Origin of the sequence: uncultured Maribacter sp. (assembly GCF_947500405.1) — a bacterium.
In the GTDB taxonomy this organism is placed as follows: Bacteria; Bacteroidota; Bacteroidia; order Flavobacteriales; family Flavobacteriaceae; genus Maribacter_B.
This window is the reverse complement of the sequence record NZ_CANMRY010000003.1, coordinates 156,440-176,462: the sequence shown is the minus strand read 5'-3', so window position 1 is coordinate 176,462 and position 20,023 is coordinate 156,440. Positions and strand designations below refer to the sequence as shown.

At 32.0% G+C, this 20,023-nt stretch carries 14 protein-coding genes; all 14 read left to right on the top strand.

Going from position 1 to position 20,023, the window contains the following annotated elements:
• Positions 1-64: 64 nt before the first annotated feature.
• The 14 genes from Q0945_RS05245 (at position 65) to Q0945_RS05180 (ending at position 20,009) form a co-directional block, all read left to right on the top strand.
• Complete coding sequence (locus Q0945_RS05245; protein WP_299431568.1) at positions 65-406, top strand: glutaredoxin domain-containing protein; 342 nt, start codon at positions 65-67, stop codon at positions 404-406.
• Between the two features lie 2 nt (positions 407-408).
• Positions 409-1,704 carry an MFS transporter gene (locus Q0945_RS05240; RefSeq protein ID WP_299431565.1) on the top strand — a complete coding sequence of 432 codons (1,296 nt, stop codon included), beginning with the start codon at positions 409-411 and terminating at the stop codon, positions 1,702-1,704.
• Positions 1,705-1,768: 64 nt separating this feature from the next.
• On the top strand, positions 1,769-2,707 hold the full coding sequence (locus tag Q0945_RS05235; RefSeq protein WP_299431563.1) for a sugar kinase: 939 nt from the start codon (positions 1,769-1,771) through the stop codon (positions 2,705-2,707).
• A gap of 44 nt (positions 2,708-2,751) precedes the next feature.
• On the top strand, positions 2,752-4,473 hold the full coding sequence (locus tag Q0945_RS05230) for a glycosidase (protein WP_299431560.1): 1,722 nt from the start codon (positions 2,752-2,754) through the stop codon (positions 4,471-4,473).
• Positions 4,474-4,585: 112 nt separating this feature from the next.
• A complete protein-coding gene (locus tag Q0945_RS05225) occupies positions 4,586-6,880 on the top strand; it encodes an NADP-dependent malic enzyme (RefSeq protein ID WP_299431557.1) in 2,295 nt (764 codons plus the stop codon).
• A 27-nt stretch (positions 6,881-6,907) separates the two neighbouring features.
• Complete coding sequence (gene ruvA / locus Q0945_RS05220) at positions 6,908-7,489, top strand: Holliday junction branch migration protein RuvA (protein ID WP_299431554.1); 582 nt, start codon at positions 6,908-6,910, stop codon at positions 7,487-7,489.
• A 5-nt stretch (positions 7,490-7,494) separates the two neighbouring features.
• On the top strand, positions 7,495-14,673 hold the full coding sequence (gene sprA, locus Q0945_RS05215) for a cell surface protein SprA (RefSeq protein WP_299431551.1): 7,179 nt from the start codon (positions 7,495-7,497) through the stop codon (positions 14,671-14,673).
• 103 nt (positions 14,674-14,776) lie between these two features.
• The gene (gcvH, locus tag Q0945_RS05210) at positions 14,777-15,157 is read left to right on the top strand and encodes a glycine cleavage system protein GcvH (RefSeq protein ID WP_299431548.1); all 381 of its coding nucleotides are present in this window, start codon (positions 14,777-14,779) and stop codon (positions 15,155-15,157) included.
• Between the two features lie 37 nt (positions 15,158-15,194).
• Entirely contained in the window at positions 15,195-15,548 is a 354-nt protein-coding gene (locus Q0945_RS05205; RefSeq protein WP_299431545.1) for a VanZ family protein, read from the top strand.
• A 56-nt stretch (positions 15,549-15,604) separates the two neighbouring features.
• The gene (locus tag Q0945_RS05200) at positions 15,605-16,309 is read left to right on the top strand and encodes an energy transducer TonB (protein ID WP_299431542.1); all 705 of its coding nucleotides are present in this window, start codon (positions 15,605-15,607) and stop codon (positions 16,307-16,309) included.
• Between the two features lie 118 nt (positions 16,310-16,427).
• Positions 16,428-17,231 carry an energy transducer TonB gene (locus tag Q0945_RS05195; RefSeq protein ID WP_299431539.1) on the top strand — a complete coding sequence of 268 codons (804 nt, stop codon included), beginning with the start codon at positions 16,428-16,430 and terminating at the stop codon, positions 17,229-17,231.
• A 217-nt stretch (positions 17,232-17,448) separates the two neighbouring features.
• Positions 17,449-18,351, top strand: coding sequence for a heme o synthase (gene cyoE, locus Q0945_RS05190; protein ID WP_299431536.1), 903 nt, complete (start codon positions 17,449-17,451; stop codon positions 18,349-18,351).
• A 2-nt stretch (positions 18,352-18,353) separates the two neighbouring features.
• On the top strand, positions 18,354-18,935 hold the full coding sequence (locus Q0945_RS05185; protein ID WP_298484308.1) for a cytochrome c oxidase subunit 3: 582 nt from the start codon (positions 18,354-18,356) through the stop codon (positions 18,933-18,935).
• A 99-nt stretch (positions 18,936-19,034) separates the two neighbouring features.
• Positions 19,035-20,009, top strand: a complete 975-nt coding sequence (locus tag Q0945_RS05180; protein WP_299431533.1) for a cytochrome c oxidase subunit 3 — start codon at positions 19,035-19,037, stop codon at positions 20,007-20,009.
• Positions 20,010-20,023: the final 14 nt, after the last annotated feature.

Sequence of the window (20,023 nt, the reverse complement as noted above, 5' to 3'; positions counted from 1 at the left end):
TTGTTTAAGAAAGGGGTAGTAGTTTGGTAACTTACATATTACCCCTTATTAACTTTCATTGGAAATGAAATACGTAATATTCCTTATACTTTTATTTAACATCTACGATACAAAACCAAAAGCTTTAGATAGTTATGAATCGCAAGAAAAGAAGACTCTTATAGTATACGGAAGTGCCTCATGTCATTATTGTATTGACACAAAGGAATATTTGACTAAAAAAAACATATCCTTTATTTTTTACGACTTAGATATAGAGTCTGATAAAATTTTAGAAATGTATGATAAATTACGTAAAGCGAATATAAGTACTGCTAATTTTCAAATACCAGTAGTAGATAAAAAAGGACATATTATTACTAATGATTATGACACTTTTGAAGTGTTTTTAAGCAAACTAGACTAAAGATGTTAAAAAAAACTAAATTAAGTTTCTGGCAAATACTGAATATGAATGTTGGATTCTTTGGAATTCAATATAGTTTTGGTTTACAACAAAGTGCAGTAACCCCAATTTATGATTTTTTAGGAGCGAGTCCTGATCAGATTCCGATATTGCATCTTGCTGGTCCAGTAACTGGCTTATTAGTACAGCCTCTTATAGGTGCATTAAGTGATAAAACATGGAGTCCAAAGTTAGGAAGACGTAAACCTTATTTTTTAATAGGAGCAATTCTATGTAGTTTAACTTTATTAGCATTTCCTTTTAGTAGCTCTTTATGGATGGCCGCAGGATTATTATGGATACTAGATGCAGGTAATAATACAGCAATGGAACCATATAGAGCACTTATTGCAGACAATTTAGATGATGAGCAGCAGCCTTTAGGTTTTCAAATGCAAAGTTTTTTTACAGGATTAGGACAAGTGTTAGCTAATTTATCATTGTTTATTTTTCCATTAATATTTATAGGCGTAACAGGAGCATTGCCAACTTGGGTTTATGCCTCTTTTTTCTTAGGGTCTTTTTGTTCTATAGCTTCAGTTTTATGGAGTATTAGAAAGACAAAAGAAATTCCTCCAACAGAGGAAGAACTAGAAAAACTGAAAGAGAAGAGAAGTATTTTTGAACCTTTAATAGAAATTTTTTCCGCAATTAAAGATATGCCAAAGGTAATGTGGCAATTAGCACTAGTATACTTGTTTCAATGGTATGCACTCTTTTGTTATTGGCAAAATTCATCTAAAAGTGTAGCACTTTCCGTTTGGAATGCAACGCCAGATAATAAAGAAGCTTACAGTGAAGCGGTTGGTTGGACTGGTTTAGTAAATGGGTGGTATAACGTAGTAACTTTTTTAGTAGCTTTTGCTTTAGTTGGATTTGCAAAAAAATATAGTGCAAAAAAAGTACATGCATTTTGTTTATTTATTGCAGCAATAGGCTTTTTAGCATTTCCACATATAGAAAATAAAAACTTCTTATTTTTTGCTATAACTGGTTTCGGAATTGGTTGGGCAAGTATGATGGGTATTCCATACTTAATGGTTGTTTCAGATATTCCAAAGGAACGTTATGGAGTTTATATGGGTATTATAAATATGATGATTGTTGTGCCAATGATTATACAAACATTGACTTTTGGGTATATTTTAAAACATTTTTTAAACAATGATCCTCGAAATGCTATCACTTTTGCAGGAATACTTCTACTAGTGAGTATGGTTTGCACTTTATTTATTAAAAAGAAGAAAGTAATTAATTAGAAATAAATTCTATAAGATTTAGAATTATGGAATAAAATAAAATTCTAGTATAAATAGAAATAAATTGAAAAATAATAGACAAGAAATAGATGTTTTATGTGTTGGAGAAGTTCTGATTGATTTCATTGGGCATCAATCAGAGGTTTTAATAAATGAAACAAGAGATTATCATAGATATTTGGGAGGGTCACCTACTAATGTAGCAATGAATGTTGCAAGATTAGGGTTAAAAACAAATTTAGTAGCTACAGTTGGTAATGATGGTTTTGGAGAATATATTTTAAGAAGACTTACAAAGGCAGGAGTAATTACAGAGAATGTAAAGAAAATAGAAGATAAACCAACAAGTGTTATTTTTGTATCAAGAACGCAAGCTACACCAGAATTTATCCCTTTTAGATCGGCTGATTTTTTTATTACAGAAGATCAAATAACTAAGGAAACACTTTTAAATACTAAAATATATCATACTACCTGTTTTGCTTTAACTCAGGAACCTGCACAATCAACCATATTACAAAAAGCAGAAGAGGCGTTCAATTTAGGGTGTAAGTTGAGTATAGACGTAAATTACGCTAAAAAGATGTGGAAGAGCAAAGAAGAAGCTCTAAAAATAATTAAAGCGTATTGTAAATATAACCCTTTAGTTAAAGTTAGCGTAGATGATATGTTAAGACTTTTTGGGGAAACTTTGCCAGATGAAGAAATATTCAATTTTTTTCACTCACTAGGCGTTGATGTAATTTGCTTAACTATGGGTAGTAAAGGAGTTAAATTGTCTCAGAAAGGTGAAGAAACTATTTGGTTACCAGCTATAAAAGTTACTCATATTATGGATGCTACAGGTGCTGGGGATGCTTTTTGGTCTGGATTTTTATACGCTTATGTAAAAGAAAAATCCATTAAAAAATGTTTAGAAATAGCGTTACAATTAGCAGCATTAAAATTACAAAATGTTGGAAGGCTTCCAGATCAGATAAATATTTTATCTAAACTTCTGTAAATTAAAATATTCTTAAAACGTAATAGTTTTTTATAAATACACATATGTTACAAGAAAATATAGGTAATGGGGTAATGTTAAATGCATATCCAGATAGTATAGGAAGTAAGTTACAAGACACTATTGCAATGCTAAAAATGACGGAGTTTAAAGATGTTTTTTCATTTTTTTATATACTTCCTACTTTTTTTAATAGTGATTTAGATAGGGGTTTTTCTATTATAGATTATAACCTAAATAAAGAATTGGTATCTCCAGAAGACTTAGTAGCATTACAAGAACTAAATATTACCTTAAAGTTTGATATTGTTTTAAATCATTTATCGGTAGCATCTCCTCAATTTAAAGATGTTTTAGAGTACGGAGACGCATCCGAGTATAAAGACTTTTTTATTAATTGGAATACCTTTTGGGAAGGTTATGGAATAAAAAGAGCAGATGGTTTAATAGAACCTCATAAAGAGTTTTTAAATAAACTCTTTATGAGGAAATCTGGTTTACCTATATTAGATGTTTACTTTCCTGACGGTTCAAAAAGACCTTATTGGAACACTTTTTATCAACAAATAACTTACCCTAAATTTAAGGTTTCCGATATACAGCATATAGAGGAATTATCTAAAGAAGAAGCAACTGAAATATGCCTTAAAATTAATAATGCAATATTGCAAAAAAAAGACCTTAGTGCTATAGAATTTGGAAAATATAAAGAAGAAGTTTTTCAAATAATAAATAAGAAGCGCAGTTATTTAGGGCAGATGGATGTAAATGCTAATTCTGAATTAGTTTGGGATTTTTATGAGGAGACCTTAAAAAAAGTTAGTAGCTATGGGTGTAAAATATTACGCTTAGATGCTTTTGCTTATTTACACAAAGAAGTAGGTAAATCTAATTTCTTTAATACACCAGGGACATGGAATTATTTGGAGCGAATAAAAAAGATGGCTCAGAAAAATAATCTGCAACTGTTACCAGAGATACATGCAGAGTATGGACTTCATTTACATGATGAAGTAGCTAAGGAAGGATATCATATTTATGATTTTTTCTTGCCAGGTTTAATGATACATACTATTGAAAATCAGTCAAGTGCTGCATTAGTTAAATGGGGAAAGGAGATTGTTCTTAAAGAGTATAAAACTATTAATATGCTGGGTTGCCATGATGGTATTCCTGTTTTAGATTTAAAAGGTAAGGAAGTTGACGGAATTTATAAGGACGGTTTATTAGAAGATGCGGCTATAGAACAAATTATGACCACTATCATCAATCGTGGGGGTAGAGTAAAAAATCTTTATGACCCATCAGGAAAGAAAATCTCTTATTATCAAGTAAACGCAACGTTTTTTAGTGCTTTAGGAGAAGAAGAACAAAAATTATTACTTGCCAGAGCAATTCAAATGTTTATGCCAGGAATTCCCCAAGTTTGGTACCTAGATCTTTTTGCGGGTAAAAATAATTATGCTGCTGCAGATAAAGGTGGTAGTGGAGGGCATAAAGAGATTAATAGGACAAACTTAACTATGAAAAATATTAAGGATGGTTTAAAGAAAGATATAGTAAAAAATCAACTTAAAATAATACATTTACGAAATACTTTAAAAGCATTTTCCGGAACTGTGGATTTCATTAAAACTTCCGACAATATGTTAAATATTGAATGGAAAAATGGAAGTAATATTGCAACTTTAAAAGTTAATTTAAAAACCTTATCATTTACTATTAACTACTCTGAATCAAGTATAGAAAAAACATTGTATTTCTAAAGGGTTTAATTATATAAATTACCTACGAAGTATAAGTACAAAAAAAATATTACGGTTTAAGTAAGTCAATACTAAAGAATACCTTTAAATTTGCTTATTTAAATAGTATTACATGAGTACAGAAAAAAGTAGAAGAGAAGCATTAATATATCATGCAAAGCCAATTCCTGGTAAAATAAAAGTTGTTCCTACAAAACCTTATACAACCCAAAGAGATTTAGCACTTGCTTATTCTCCTGGTGTTGCAGAACCATGTTTAGAAATAGAGAAGGACAAGAATAATGCTTATAAATATACTGCAAAAGGAAATTTAGTAGCAGTAATATCTAATGGTACAGCGGTTTTAGGGTTGGGTAACATTGGCCCAGAAGCATCTAAACCAGTAATGGAAGGGAAAGGATTACTTTTTAAGATTTTTGCAGATATTGATGTTTTTGATATTGAAGTAGATACCGAAAATGTGGAGGAGTTTATACAAACTGTAAAAAATATAGCACCTACATTTGGAGGAATAAATTTAGAGGATATAAAAGCTCCAGAAGCTTTTGAGATAGAAAGGAGATTAAAAGAAGAATTAGATATTCCTGTAATGCATGATGATCAGCATGGAACTGCAATTATTTCTGCAGCAGCTTTGTTAAATGCTTTAGAACTTACTGGAAGAAAAATAGAAGAAGCTCGTATTGTTGTTAGTGGTGCTGGAGCAGCAGCAGTGTCTTGTACAAGATTGTATAAGGCTTTTGGTGCAAGTGCAAAGAATATTGTAATGTTAGATAGTAAAGGGGTTATACGTAAAGACCGTGACAATTTAACAAAAGAAAAATTAGAATTTGCATCGGATCGTAAAATAGATACGTTAACCGAAGCAATGGTAGATGCAGATGTTTTTGTTGGTCTTTCTATAGCAGATATTGTAGATCCTAAAATGTTGTTATCTATGGCAAAGAATCCTATAGTTTTTGCAATGGCAAATCCAAATCCAGAAATAGGGTATGACTTAGCTTGTAGAACAAGGGAAGATGTGGTTATGGCTACTGGCAGATCAGACCATCCTAACCAAGTAAACAATGTATTAGGTTTTCCTTTTATTTTTAGAGGAGCTTTAGATGTTAGAGCAACTAAAATTAATGAAGCTATGAAAATGGCTGCCGTTAAAGCTTTGGCGGAGTTAACAAAGGAACCTGTTCCAGAGCAAGTAAATATTGCTTACGGAAAAACACGATTAGCTTTTGGCAAAGATTATATAATTCCAAAACCTTTTGACCCAAGATTAATATCTGAAATACCGCCAGCAGTTGCAAAAGCAGCAATGGAAAGTGGGGTTGCTAGAGAACCAATAGAAGATTGGGATCGCTACAAAGAAGAGCTTTTACAACGTTCAGGAAGTGATAATAAAATAGTAAGATTATTACATGATCGTGCTAGAAGAAATCCTAAGCGAATTGTTTTTGCTGAAGCTGAACATTTAGATGTGCTAAAAGCAGCTCAAATTTCTTATGATGAAGGAATTGCTATTCCAATTTTGTTAGGAAGAAAGGATATTATTAATGAGCTTAAAAAGGAATTAGAGTTTGATGCTGATATAGAAATAATTGACCCAAAACAAGATGAAGCTCAAGAAAAAAGAGAACTTTATGCTAAAACTTATTTTGAGAAAAGACAGCGAAATGGCGTAGGTATGTATGGTGCTTTAAGAAAAATGAGAGAACGTACGTATTATGGCTCCATGATGGTGGTAGTAGGGGATGCAGATGGGATGGTTACAGGGTATTCACGGGCATATCCATCTGTGGTAAAACCTATTTTTGAAATAATAGGTAGAGCAGCTAATGTTAAAAGAGTATCTACTGTACATATTATGGATACCAAAAGAGGACCAATGTTTTTGGCAGATACCTCTATAAACATAGATCCAAATGCAGAAGAACTTGCAGAAATTACACAAATGACAGCTAACGTAGCAACTACATTTGGTTTTACACCAGTAATTGCAATGCTTTCCTATGCAAACTTTGGCTCTTCTGTAAATCCAAAGGCTAAAAAAGTAAAAGAAGCAGTAAGTATGTTGCATCAATCTAATCCAGATTTGATAGTAGATGGAGAAATCCAAACCGATTTTGCACTAAATAAGGAGTTGTTAGAAAGCAAATTTCCATTTTCAAAATTAGCAGGAAAAAAAGTAAACACATTAATATTTCCAAACTTAGAATCTGCAAATATTACATATAAGTTGTTAAAAGAGCTTAATGGTACAAATTCTATAGGGCCAATTGTAGTTGGTTTAAAAAAGGCAGTTCATATTGTGCAACTTGGCGCAAGTGTAGACGAAATTGTAAATATGACAGCAGTTACAGTAATAGATGCTCAGGAAAGAGAGAAAAGAAAACAAGCAAAGCAGGCAGAATAAATAGAGTAAAAAGTTAATACATAGTTTATGATTACGCATTTAAATGGAAAATTAGTTGAGAAAAATCCAACTTATGTAATAATAGAATGTGCAGGAGTAGGATATTTTGTAAACATATCTTTACATACATTTTCTAAAATTACCGATGCAGAAAATATTAGACTATTAACACATTTACAAATTAAAGAAGATTCCCACACCTTGTATGGTTTTGTAGAAAAGTCCGAGAGAGAAATATTTAGATTGTTAGTATCTGTCTCTGGAATTGGTTCTAGTACAGCAAGAACCATGTTGTCTTCATTAGAACCTTTGCAATTAAGAAATGCTATTGCTAATGGAGATGTTGCTATAATACAGTCTGTAAAGGGAATTGGAGCAAAAACGGCACAACGAGTTATTTTAGATCTTAGAGATAAGATTTTGAAAGTTTATGATATAGACGAAGTTTCCACCGGTTCAAACAATACAAATAAAGATGAAGCGTTATCTGCTTTAGAGGTTCTTGGATTTGTCAGAAGACAAGCAGAAAAAGTGGTTGATAAGATCATGACCCAAGATTCTACACTTAGCGTAGAGAACATTATAAAACTCGCGCTTAAAAATTTGTAAAAAGTTTGAAACAAGGGGCAAAAAAAAATCTTAAATTATCATTTAAGTTTGCTTTCCTATTTGTTTTGTTTTTTGCCACAGTTGTTACAACTGTGGCACAAGACAATACAGGGAAAACAACTAATGAACAACAGGTAGATTCTGTGAAAACAGGGTTTGATTTGGGTAAAATTTTACTTGAAAACCCAGAAAGTATAGTCTCTAAGTACATTTATGATACAGAACTAGATCGTTATGTATATAATGAAAGTATAGGAGATTTTGATATTGGGTACCCAATAATACTTACTCCAGAAGAATATTTAGAATTAGTAAAAAGAGAAGGCATTAAGTCTTACTTTAAAGAAAAGTCGGATGCCTTTGCAGGTAAAAAAGCAGGAAGCAAAGAAGCTAAGAAAAACTTACTTCCAGTTTTTTATAAAGACAATAAATTTTTTCAATCCATATTTGGAGAAGGTGGTATAGAAGTAATACCACAAGGTTCTGTGGCAATGGATTTAGGTGTTATTTGGCAAAAAAATGATAACCCATCCTTATCACCAAGAAATAGAACAAACTTATCTTTTGATTTTGATCAGCGTATTAGTTTAAGTATGCTTGGTAAAATAGGAGAACGTTTACAAGTAACAGCAAATTACGATACCGAAGCAACTTTTGATTTTCAAAATATTGTAAAGTTAGATTACACCCCAACTGAAGATGATATTATACAATCTATAGAGGTAGGTAACGTAAATATGCCTTTAAATAGCTCTTTAATAACAGGAGCACAAAGCTTATTTGGAGTAAAAACACAATTGCAATTTGGTAAAACTAGGGTAACAGCTGTTTTCTCGGAACAACGTTCTCAGAATAATACCGTTGTAGCGCAAGGTGGTGGTACTGTAAATGAGTTTTCTATTACAGCTTTAGATTATGATGAGGATAAACACTTTTTCTTGTCTCACTATTTTAGAGATAATTATGATGAAGCTTTAGAGAATTACCCATACATACGTAGTCAAATACAAATAACTCGTTTAGAAGTTTGGGTAACTAACCGTAGCCAACAAACATTAAATGTTAGAAATGTTGTGGCAATACAGGATTTAGGAGAAGCTTTAGAAGATAAAACAAGAATTGGGTCTCAAAATGGAGATCCATCTGGTTTTTTTAATAATCCAAGTAATAGGCTGCCTAGGAATGATGCCAATGATTATAACCCTATGGCAATAGGTTCTGGAGCTTTAACAGAATCTATTAGAGATATTGCAACTGTAGAAGCAGGATTTAATATTCCAGGATACCAAGTAAACCAAGGTTTTGATTATGCTATTTTAGAAAATGCAAGAAAATTAGAGCCTAATAGAGATTATGAGTATAATACACAATTAGGGTATATTTCTTTAAATCAACGGTTAAGTAATGATGAAGTTTTAGGTGTAGCTTTTCAATATACCTATAATGGAGAAGTATACCAAGTAGGAGAATTTGCAAATGGTGGTGTAGATGCAACAACAGTATCTGGGGGAGTAAACCCAATAATAGAAAATAATACCTTAGTTCTTAAACTATTAAAAAGTAATATTACCAATATTACAGATCCTATTTGGGATTTAATGATGAAGAATATTTATGCTACTGGAGCATATAGATTAAGTCAGGAAGATTTTAAAATGAATATTTTGTATTCTGACCCTACACCAAGAAACTATATTACACCAGTAGAGCCTTTTCCGGCTCCAATTAATGGAAATAAAGATTTACAAGAAAGAATATTATTAGATGTTTTTAATTTAGATAGATTAAATACGTATAATGATGTGCAAAAAGGTGGAGATGGTTTCTTTGATTTTATCCCAGGTTTAACCGTAGATACGGAAAGTGGTAGAATAATTTTTACAAAAGTAGAACCGTTTGGAGAGTTTTTATTTGATGAACTTGGTAGCGGAAACTATACAGATGAAAACTCATTTAATCAAAACCAAGAAAAATATGTCTTTAAAGACATGTATGAGTTAACTAAAGCTGCTGCACTTCAAAACCCAGAAAAAAATAAATTTTTATTAAAAGGGCGTTATAAATCGGAAGGGAATAATGGTATTCCTATAGGAGCTTTTAATGTTCCTAGAGGCTCTGTTCGTGTTACTGCAGGTGGCCGTCAATTACAAGAGGGAATAGATTATACCGTAAATTACCAAGCGGGTACCGTACAGATTTTAGATCCAAGTTTAGAAGCATCAAACACGCCAATAAATATCTCTGTAGAAAATAATGCAGTATTTGGGCAACAAACAAGAAGGTTTACAGGTGTAAATGTAGAGCATCAATTTAATAAGAATTTTGTCTTAGGTGGTACATTTTTAAATTTAAATGAAAGGCCTTTAACGCAAAAATCTAATTATGGAGTAGAGCCAGTAAATAATACCATTTTTGGATTAAATGGAAATTTCTCTACGGAAGTTCCATTCTTAACTAGAATGGTAAATAAGCTTCCAAATATAGATACCGACGTTCCTTCTAATGTTTCTATGCGTGCAGAAATAGCTTGGTTAAAACCAAACTCACCAAAGAATGCAGATTTCCAAGGAGAAACTACCACTTATTTAGATGATTTTGAAGGGGCGCAAGCTTTAATAGATATTAGAGCATCTTTAGGGTGGACACTTGCCAGTACACCTTTAGAATTTGGAGAAGTTAAAAATGAAAGACTATACGGTTCTGGAGTTACAGATCCAGATAACCTTTTAAATGGTCATAGAAGAGCAAAAATGGCATGGTATACTATTGATCCAATTTTTTATACAAACCAAAGACCTTCTGGTATTAGTGATAGTGATTTATCTACAAACCCAACTCGTAGAGTTTTTATAGATGAAGTTTTTCCAGAGACGGATCAAGCTCAAGGGCAAACTAGAGTGCAAAGCACTTTAGATATGGCATATTATCCTAATGAAAAAGGGCCATATAATAATAACCCAGATTTTAGTGCAGAAAATTCTGCTGATAAATGGGCAGGAATTATGCGCTCCTTAAGTAGTACAGATTTTGAGCAATCTAATGTAGAATTTGTTCAATTTTGGGTGTTAGATCCGTATGTAGATGGTATAGCTACTAGTCCTGGGGAATTAGTTTTAAATTTAGGAAATATATCGGAAGATGTATTAAGGGATGGTAAAAAGCAGTATGAAAATGGTTTGCCAGATACGAACAATACAGAATCTACGGCGCCTACTTCATGGGGGGAAGTTCCGCAAACGCAAGCTTTAGTGTATGCATTTGATGCAGAAGAAGCTAATAGAACTATACAAGATGTTGGTTTTGATGGTTTAAGTGATGCTAATGAAGGTACTGTTTTTAATAATAATTCAGGAGCAGATCCTGCATTAGATAATTATGAATATTATATTAATAAAGAGGGGGATATTTTAGAGCGTTATTTAAATTTTAATAACCCAGATGGTAACTCTCCTGTAGGAGTTTCTAATACTAATAGAGGTTCTACAACTTTACCAGATGTAGAAGATATAGATAGAGATTTAACCATGAATACGGTAAATAGCTACTATGAGTATAGAATAGAAATAAAACCTAATACTACTGTTAATGATAAATATGTAACAGATATAAAAGAAGGCATTACACCAGAATTACCAGATGGTTCTAGTTTAAACCGTAGATGGATTCAATATAAAATTCCATTAAGTGATTTTTCTGAAGCTGTTGGTGGTATTAACGACTTTAGGTCGGTTAGTTTCATGCGTATGTATATGACGGGTTTCACTAGTCCAACAGTATTGCGTTTTGCTACCTTGGATCTAGTTCGTGGAGATTGGCGTACGTATACAAAATCTTTACAAGAAGATGATATTGATAATAATGCAGCAGATGATGGTACAGTAATAGATGTAAATACAGTAAACGTAGAAGAGAATAGTACAAGAAACCCAATCCCTTATGTATTGCCTCCGGGAGTAGTAAGAGAGCAATTAAATAATAACAATACTATTATCCGTCAGAACGAGCAGTCCTTATCTTTTAAAGTTGAAAATTTAGAGTCGGAAGATTCTAGAGGTGTTTTCAAAAATTTAAACATAGATATCCGTCAGTATAAAAAACTTAAAATGTTTATGCATGCGGAGAAAATTAATGATGGTGATTATTCAGACAATGCTACGCCATTAGTTGGTTTCTTAAGAATTGGAACAGATTTTTCTGAGAATTATTATCAAATAGAATTGCCACTACAGTTTACACCTTTTAACGCAACGTCTGAAAGTGAAATATGGCCAGACGTTAATCAATTAGAAGTTTCTGTTAGCGATTTAAATAAAATAAAATCAGAATTAATAGCAAGCGGTAATTTTAACGAAACGCAATATTTTGAGGTAGAAAACGGAACTATAATTCCAACAACAGAATTTGCGCCAAGAACGTTAGGAAGAATACGTGTTGGTATAAAAGGGAACCCATCTTTAGGTAGTATTCGTTCTATGATGGTGGGTATAAAAAACTTAGATAATTTAAGAGCTCGTGGAGAAGTTTGGTTTAACGAACTTCGTTTAGCTGGTTTAGATAATAATGGTGGTTGGGCAGCTGTTGCAGCGGTAGATGCTAACATTGCAGATTTTGCAAATGTATCTGCAACAGGTAGTAGAAGTACTTCTGGTTTTGGTGCCGTAGACCAAATGCCAAATGAAAGAGCTAGAGAAGATGCTATTTCTTATGACGTAGTTACCAATGTTAATGTAGGGCAATTGCTTCCAAAAAAATGGGGTATTCAAGTTCCTTTTAACTACGGAATATCAGAACAATTAATTACACCAGAGTTTGATCCTGTTTATGATGATTTAAAGTTAGATGACTTAGTAGATGCTGCAGATACAGACCAACAAGCAGATGATCTTTTAGAACAAGCAGAAGATTATACAAAACGTACAAGTATTAATTTAATAGGTGTTCAAAAAAATAGAGGAGAAGAAGCGGATGCTAATTTTTATGACATTGAAAATTTTACATTTAATTATTCTTATAACGAAACAAACCATAGAGATTTTGAGATTTCAGAACTAAGAGATCAAAAAGTTAATACAGGTTTTGTTTATAATCATAATTTTAAACCAGTAGAGGTAGCGCCTTTTAAAAAGAAAGATTCTTTGTTTAATGGGAAGTATTTGCAATGGTTAAAAGATTTAAACTTAAACCTTTTGCCAAGTAGTATATCTGTGAACTCTAATATTAATAGGCAGTTTAATAAACAACGCTTTAGAGATGTATTAGAAGAAGGTGTAGATAAATTAGAGCTGCCAGAATTACAACAAAGAAATTATCAATTTAACTGGCAATATGCTGTAAACTATAGTTTAACAAAATCACTTAGATTAAATTTAACTGGTTCTAATAATAGTATTGTTCGTAATTATTTTGAAGAAGATGGTAATCCAGATTCTAGAATAGACGAAACATTAGAATTGTGGGATGGTTTCTTTGATATAGGAGAGCCAAATAGGCATGCGCAAGAAATGCAGTTAAATTATGAAATACCTTTTAACAAGATACCAGCGTTAGATTTTATAAGTGCCCAGTATAGTTATACAAGTAATTTTGATTGGCAACGTGGAGGTGATGCATTGGCAGAGGTAGCTTCAGATGCATTAGGCTATCAAGCATCAATTAATACGGTGCAAAATGCAAATACGCATAACCTTACTGCGTCTTTAACTATGCAAAAGTTTTATGACCTTTTAGGACTTAAGAAGAGAACAGGTAAAGCATCTGCAAAAAATGCACTTGCCAGAAAAGATAAAGCAGGAAATACAAAAGAGGCAAAAAAGGAAAAAGGAAAAACAAGTGGCTTATTTAATACAGCTGTAGATGTTTTGACTATGGTAAAGCGTTTAAATATAAATTACAATGAGAGTAATGGTAAATTGCTTCCAGGGTATACGCAATCTATTGGTTTTATTGGGACAACAAGGCCATCTGTAGGTTTTATTTTTGGTAGCCAGGCCGATGTTCGTTTTGAGGCTGCTCGTAACGGTTGGTTAACTCCTTTTCAAGAGTTTAATGAGCAATATGTTGAGCGTACAAATAAGCAGCTAAATATTACTGCAACTGCGCAACCAATAAAAGATTTAACAATAGATTTATCTGCAGATAGGCAGTATTCTAATAGTTACCAAGAAAATTTTCAAGTTAATGATTTAGGAAACGGAGAGTATCAATATGAAAATTTATTAGGAAATAATTTTGGAAACTTTAGTATATCAACAATAATGATTGGTACTGCTTTTGGAAAAAGTGATGAATTTGATTCGGATACGTTTCAAGAATTTAAACAAAATAGAATTACAGTTGCTAATAGGTTGGTTAGTGATCGTGGAGAAACAGTTGGGGCATTAGATGCAGATGGTTTTCCAGAGCGTTATGGTAAAACACAACAAGAGGTTTTATTACCAGCATTTTTTGCTGCTTATACTGGGCAAAAAGCAGATAGGGTTAATTTAGATGCCTTTAGATCTATTCCTATTCCAAACTGGAATCTTAAGTATACTGGTTTAATGCGAAACAAATGGTTTAAAAAGAAATTTAAACGTTTTTCTTTAAGTCATGGCTATAGAGCATCTTATAGTATAAACTCTTTTCAGACCAATCTAGAAAAGCAAAATGGAGATGTAAATTTAGAAAATGGAGATGTGTTGCCAGATAATATTATTAGCAATGTAGTTTTAACAGACCAGTTTAATCCATTAATGCGAGTAGATTTTGAAATGAAAAATTCTGTGAGTGTACTTGCGGAAATACGTACAGACAGAGCTCTTTCTCTAAGTTTTGATAATAATTTACTGACTGAGGTAAATGGAAAAGAATATACCGTAGGATTAGGGTATAGAATTAAAGATGTAAAATTTGTTACCAATATAGGAGGAGAAAAAACAAGACTTAAGGGAGATTTAAACCTAAAAGCAGATGTAACATTAAGAGATAATATTACAATTATTAGAAACTTAGATATAGATAACAACCAAATTACTTCTGGACAAAATTTATTGTCTATTAAATTTACAGCAGACTATGCATTAAGTAAGAGTTTAAATGCGCTATTCTTTTATGACCATTCATTCTCCCAGTTTGCAGTTTCTACAGCATTTCCACAAACAACTATAAATGCAGGGTTTACACTTAGATATAATTTTGGAAACTAAGTTATAATAGCTCTGTGGTAATCAGCTTAACTTAAGTAGCTTATTTTTTTTGAATACTGTTATAGAATCTGTTACATTTGTTTCGCTAATTAAAAAATATATTATGAATTTACCATCGGAATTAAAATATACAAAAGATCACGAGTGGGTTACTATAGAAGACAATGTTGCTACAGTAGGTATAACAGATTTTGCGCAAGGAGAACTTGGTGATATTGTTTATGTTGAAGTAGAAACACTGGATGAAACTTTAGATAAAGATGAAGTTTTTGGAACTGTAGAGGCGGTTAAGACTGTATCCGATTTATTTTTACCTTTAAGTGGCGAGATAATAGCTTTTAATGAAAGTTTAGAAGAAGAGCCAGAAAAAGTTAATACGGATCCTTATGGAGAAGGTTGGATGATTAAAATAAAAATATCGGATGATTCTCAAATAGAAGAATTGCTAAGTGCAGACGCTTATAAAGAGTTAATAAGTGCTTAAAAAAAGTATATATAGAACTTTATTTATAAGCTGGTTGATGTTAGTAACATTTGCCAGCTTATTTTCTTTTTCGGAGGGTAGTACTCCTAAAATAAATATTCCACATTTTGATAAAGTGGTGCACTTTGGATTTTATTTTGGAGCTGTTGTTTTAGGTGTCTTTGCAGTAAGAGAGCATACGCGTGGAAATACAGCTCTAAATAAAGGAGTCTTTTGGATGATTTTTTTTGCAATTATTTTCGGCATAGTTATTGAGATTTTACAATTAACATATACTTCTGATAGACAGGGAGATGTGTTAGATGTTTTAGCAAATAGTTTTGGCGCAATTTGTGGGGGAATAGCAATAAAAAGCTATTTTTCTAAGAAATGGGCGTTAAAATGGAAATAGTATTTGCATTTCTATTAAAATATTAGTTAAATTAGCAATCACTAAATTATATAAATATGGAACTTAAAAAGAATCCAAAAGCGGATTTAACAAAAAATAGTAGTTTATATTTCGTTATAGGACTAGCTGTAGTTATGTTAGTTGTTTGGCGTGCATTAGAATGGAAAACATACGAAAAAACTAATGAGTATGATGTTTCAATGAATGTTGATGATGAGTTAGATGAAGAAGTTCCAATGACTGAACAAATAAAAACACCACCACCACCACCACCACCAGCTGCACCTGAAATTATAGAAGTAGTTGAAGATGAAGAGGAAGTGGAGGAAACTGTAATAGAATCAACAGAAACTAGTCAAGAAGAAGAAGTTATTGAGGTTGAAGATGTGGTAGTGGAAGAAATAGAAGAAGATATAGATGTCCCTTTTGCAGTTATTGAAAACGTACCAGTTTTTCCTGGTTGCGAAAATGAAAGTAACAAGAGAGCTTGTTTTAATAAAATGATGCAAAAGCACATTGGTAAAAACTTTCGTTATCCAGAAATTGCTCAAGAAATGGGTGTTCAAGGTCGTGTAAGTGTAATGTTTGTTATTCAGAAAGATGGTAGCATTGGTGGGGTTAGAATGCGTGGACCAGATAAAAACTTAGAGAAAGAAGCAGCTAGGATTATAAGTAAGCTTCCTAAAATGACGCCAGGTAAACAAAGAGGAAGAGCAGTAAGAGTACCATTTAGTATACCAATTACCTTTAAGTTACAATAGAATATTCCATATATAATATTTAAAATCCCGAGCCCTAGGCTCGGGATTTTTTTTGGTACGCTTCTTGTATTTTAACATAATTATAACAATCCCGGTAACGGGTCTAAAACGTAATATTATGAATAATAACACAGGTAATCCTGCAAATTCTCACGGCAATGAGAATTGCAGCAAGCGCAACAGAGTAAGCCATAAAAATGGCAAACACAGTGTAAATTTACAAAAAAGAGGTTCTACAAGATTTCAATTTGGTTTAATAATAGCTATGATCATAGTTTATTTTGCTTTAGAAGCATCTTTTGAGTCTTTTCAAGGAAATAAGATTGTGTATAATGAATTAGAACCTGAAGTTTTGGAGTACTATCCAGACTTGAACGATATGAAGGTGGAAGTCCCAGAAGAAAAGAAAATCATAAAGCCAAAGGTTAAAAGTACTTCTTTTGAAATAATAGAAAATGATAAGGAGGTAAAGCCAGAGTTAGAATTTATAGATAAACCAAAGGATGATACTAGTGAAAATTTAAACCCTAATACTATTGAGTTTAAAGATCCTGATCCTATAATTGAAGAAGTAATTTTTATAGCAGTAGAAGATAAGCCTATTTTTCCTGGTTGTGAAAATGTTGGTAAGGAAGAGCGTTTGGCATGTTTTACAGAAAAAATGCAAAATCATATACAACGTAATTTTAAGTATCCACAAGGAGCGCAGGAATTAGGAATTAAAGGAAGGGTGCATGTTGGTTTTAAGATTGGAAAAGATGGATATATATCAGATATACAACTTAGAGGTCCTCATAAATTATTAGAAAAAGAAGCTGCTAGAATTATTAGTAAACTTCCAAAAATGACACCAGGGAAGCAAAGAGGAGAACCGGTTAAGGTTCCTTTTAGTATTCCAATAAATTTTAAGCTTAATCAATAACAATACTAAAATGCAGCAGCAATTACTATTGCTACTGCATTTTGTTTTTAAAAATCTTGTGTTTATAATATTTAATTATAAGATTATTCTTTAAAATATTCGTTTTCACTAGATTAACTTTGTAGTAATGTTTCTTATGTAAATATAAATACATGTAAATCGTTGCAAAAAATTAGACTTGGGGTTATATTTGCAGCCCTCAATTAGATGGTTTAAAATGAAAACAGCGGTTAGCACAGTAGAAACAAAGACCTGGTCTTTAATTTATGCTGATTTTAAGGAGATTACAAAAGCAAGACTTGCTGTAAGTGTTGTGTTTTCTTCTATAGCTGGTTATTTTTTAGGAGCTTTAGAAATTAACTTCATTTCTATTCTTCTTTTATCATTTGGTGGTTATTGCATGGTAGGAGCTTCTAACGCTTTTAATCAAATAATAGAAAAAGATTTAGATGTTTTAATGGATAGGACTAAAAACAGACCTATTCCTGCAGGGAGAATGACTGTGAATAAGGCTTTAATATTGGCAGTAGTATTAACAGTCATTGGTATTATTTCTTTATACATTTTAAACCCTAAGACGGCTATGTTTGGGGCAATATCTATTTTTCTTTATACCAGTGTTTATACACCTTTAAAAACAATAACCCCTTTATCTGTATTTGTTGGTGCTTTTCCAGGAGCCATTCCTTTTATGTTAGGATGGGTTGCTGCTACAAATGATTTTGGTATTGAGCCAGGTACCTTATTTATGATCCAATTTTTTTGGCAATTCCCTCATTTTTGGGCTTTGGCATGGATGTTAGATGAGGATTATAAAAAAGGAGGTTTTAAAATGCTCCCTACAGGGAAAAAAGATAAGGGAACAGCACTGCAAATTATAATGTATACTATTTGGATGTTGGTAATATCTGTAATTCCTGTGTTTGGTTTTACTGGGAGACTGCATTTATCTATACCAGCTGCAATTGTTGTTTTTGCTATGGGATTAGTAATGCTTGTTTTTGCATTTAAGTTATATGAAAAAAGAGATAATAAATCTGCTAGAAAATTAATGTTAGCAAGTGTAAGCTATATTACGTTAATGCAAATAGTTTATGTTATAGATAAATTTTTACAATAAAAATGGATTTAACACAAGGAACAGCAAAAGAAAAAAATGCAAGAGCAAAAATAATGATGCTCTGGTTTGGTATCATAAGTTTACTTATGGGCTTTGCGGGATGGACTAGTGCATACATAATTAGTAGTAGAAGAGAAGACTGGGTTACAGAAATTAATTTGCCGTCTTCCTTTTATATTAGCACGGCCGTTTTAATACTTAGTAGTATAACCTACATTTTAGCTAGGAGAGCCATTAAAAAAAGTAATGCTAAGAACGGAACTATGTTGTTATTTACAACATTAGGTTTAGGGATTGTTTTTATTGTATTGCAATTCAATGGTTTTTCTGAAATGGTAGCACAAGGGTATTATTTTACAGGGCCAACTAGTAGCGTAAAAATGTCGTATGTTTTTTTAATAGCAATGGTGCATATTGTGCATGTTGTTGCGGGTTTAATATCTCTGTTAGTTGTTATATATAACCAAGTAAAAGGTAAATACGATTCTGATAATATGTTGGGTGTAATTTTAGGTGCTAATTTCTGGCATTTTTTAGACCTCTTATGGGTGTATTTAGTACTGTTTATGACAATTGTTAAATAATATTTTTAAATAAAGTGAGTTTTGATAGGGATTCGGCTTTTCTAAAGAAGAAAAAAAAAGTATTTTTGTCCAAAATTCTAATAAAATAGTAATCTTTTTATGAATTCTACAGTAACAAGTACAAAAGAGAACGCATGGGCTGGTGGAGATAACCAACCTCTAGGAGCAAGTTATGGTAAAATGATGATGTGGTTTTTCCTTGTATCGGATGCCTTAACATTTTCTGGTTTTCTTGCAGCATATGGTTTTTCTAGATTTAAGTTTATAGAAACTTGGCCAATTGCAGATGAGGTTTTTACACACGTTCCATTTACACATGGTAGTTATCCTATGATATATGTGGCGTTAATGACCTTTATTTTAATTATGTCTTCTGTAACTATGGTACTTGCTGTAGATGCAGGTCATAAAATGCAAAAGAATAAAGTAATATGGTATATGTTCCTTACTGTTATTGGAGGCGCTATTTTTGTTGGTTCTCAAGCATGGGAGTGGAATACTTTTATAAAAGGAGATAAAGGGGCTTTAGAAACAAAAGGTGGTAGAATATTACAATTTGTTAAAGCAGATTCTGGAGAAAGAGCTGCATTAAAAGATTTTGCAATAACTATTCCAGGAGAAAGAGTAGAGCACGAGAATAAAAACGGAGTTTGGTTTTATGATGAAGGTTATGTGCCAAGCTATTCTGTTAAAGAAGTAGTAAAAGGATTTAAAGCAGACTCTAATATTTTAGTTCGTACAGAAACTATTAATGAAGAAGGGCATAAAACATTACTTTCTAGGGAAGAGTCTTTAAAGAAATTAGAAAGTGCAACTCAAGTTGTAGAGGGAGCTAATCTTATTCATAACGAATACGGTAGTAGACTTTTTGGAGATTTCTTTTTCTTTATAACAGGTTTCCACGGTTTTCACGTATTATCAGGAGTAATAATAAACCTTATTATTTTCTTTAATGTTGTAATAGGCACTTACGAGCGTAGAGGACACTATGAAATGGTAGAGAAAGTTGGTTTATACTGGCACTTTGTAGATTTAGTTTGGGTATTTGTATTTACATTCTTTTACCTAGTTTAATAAAAAAATAGATA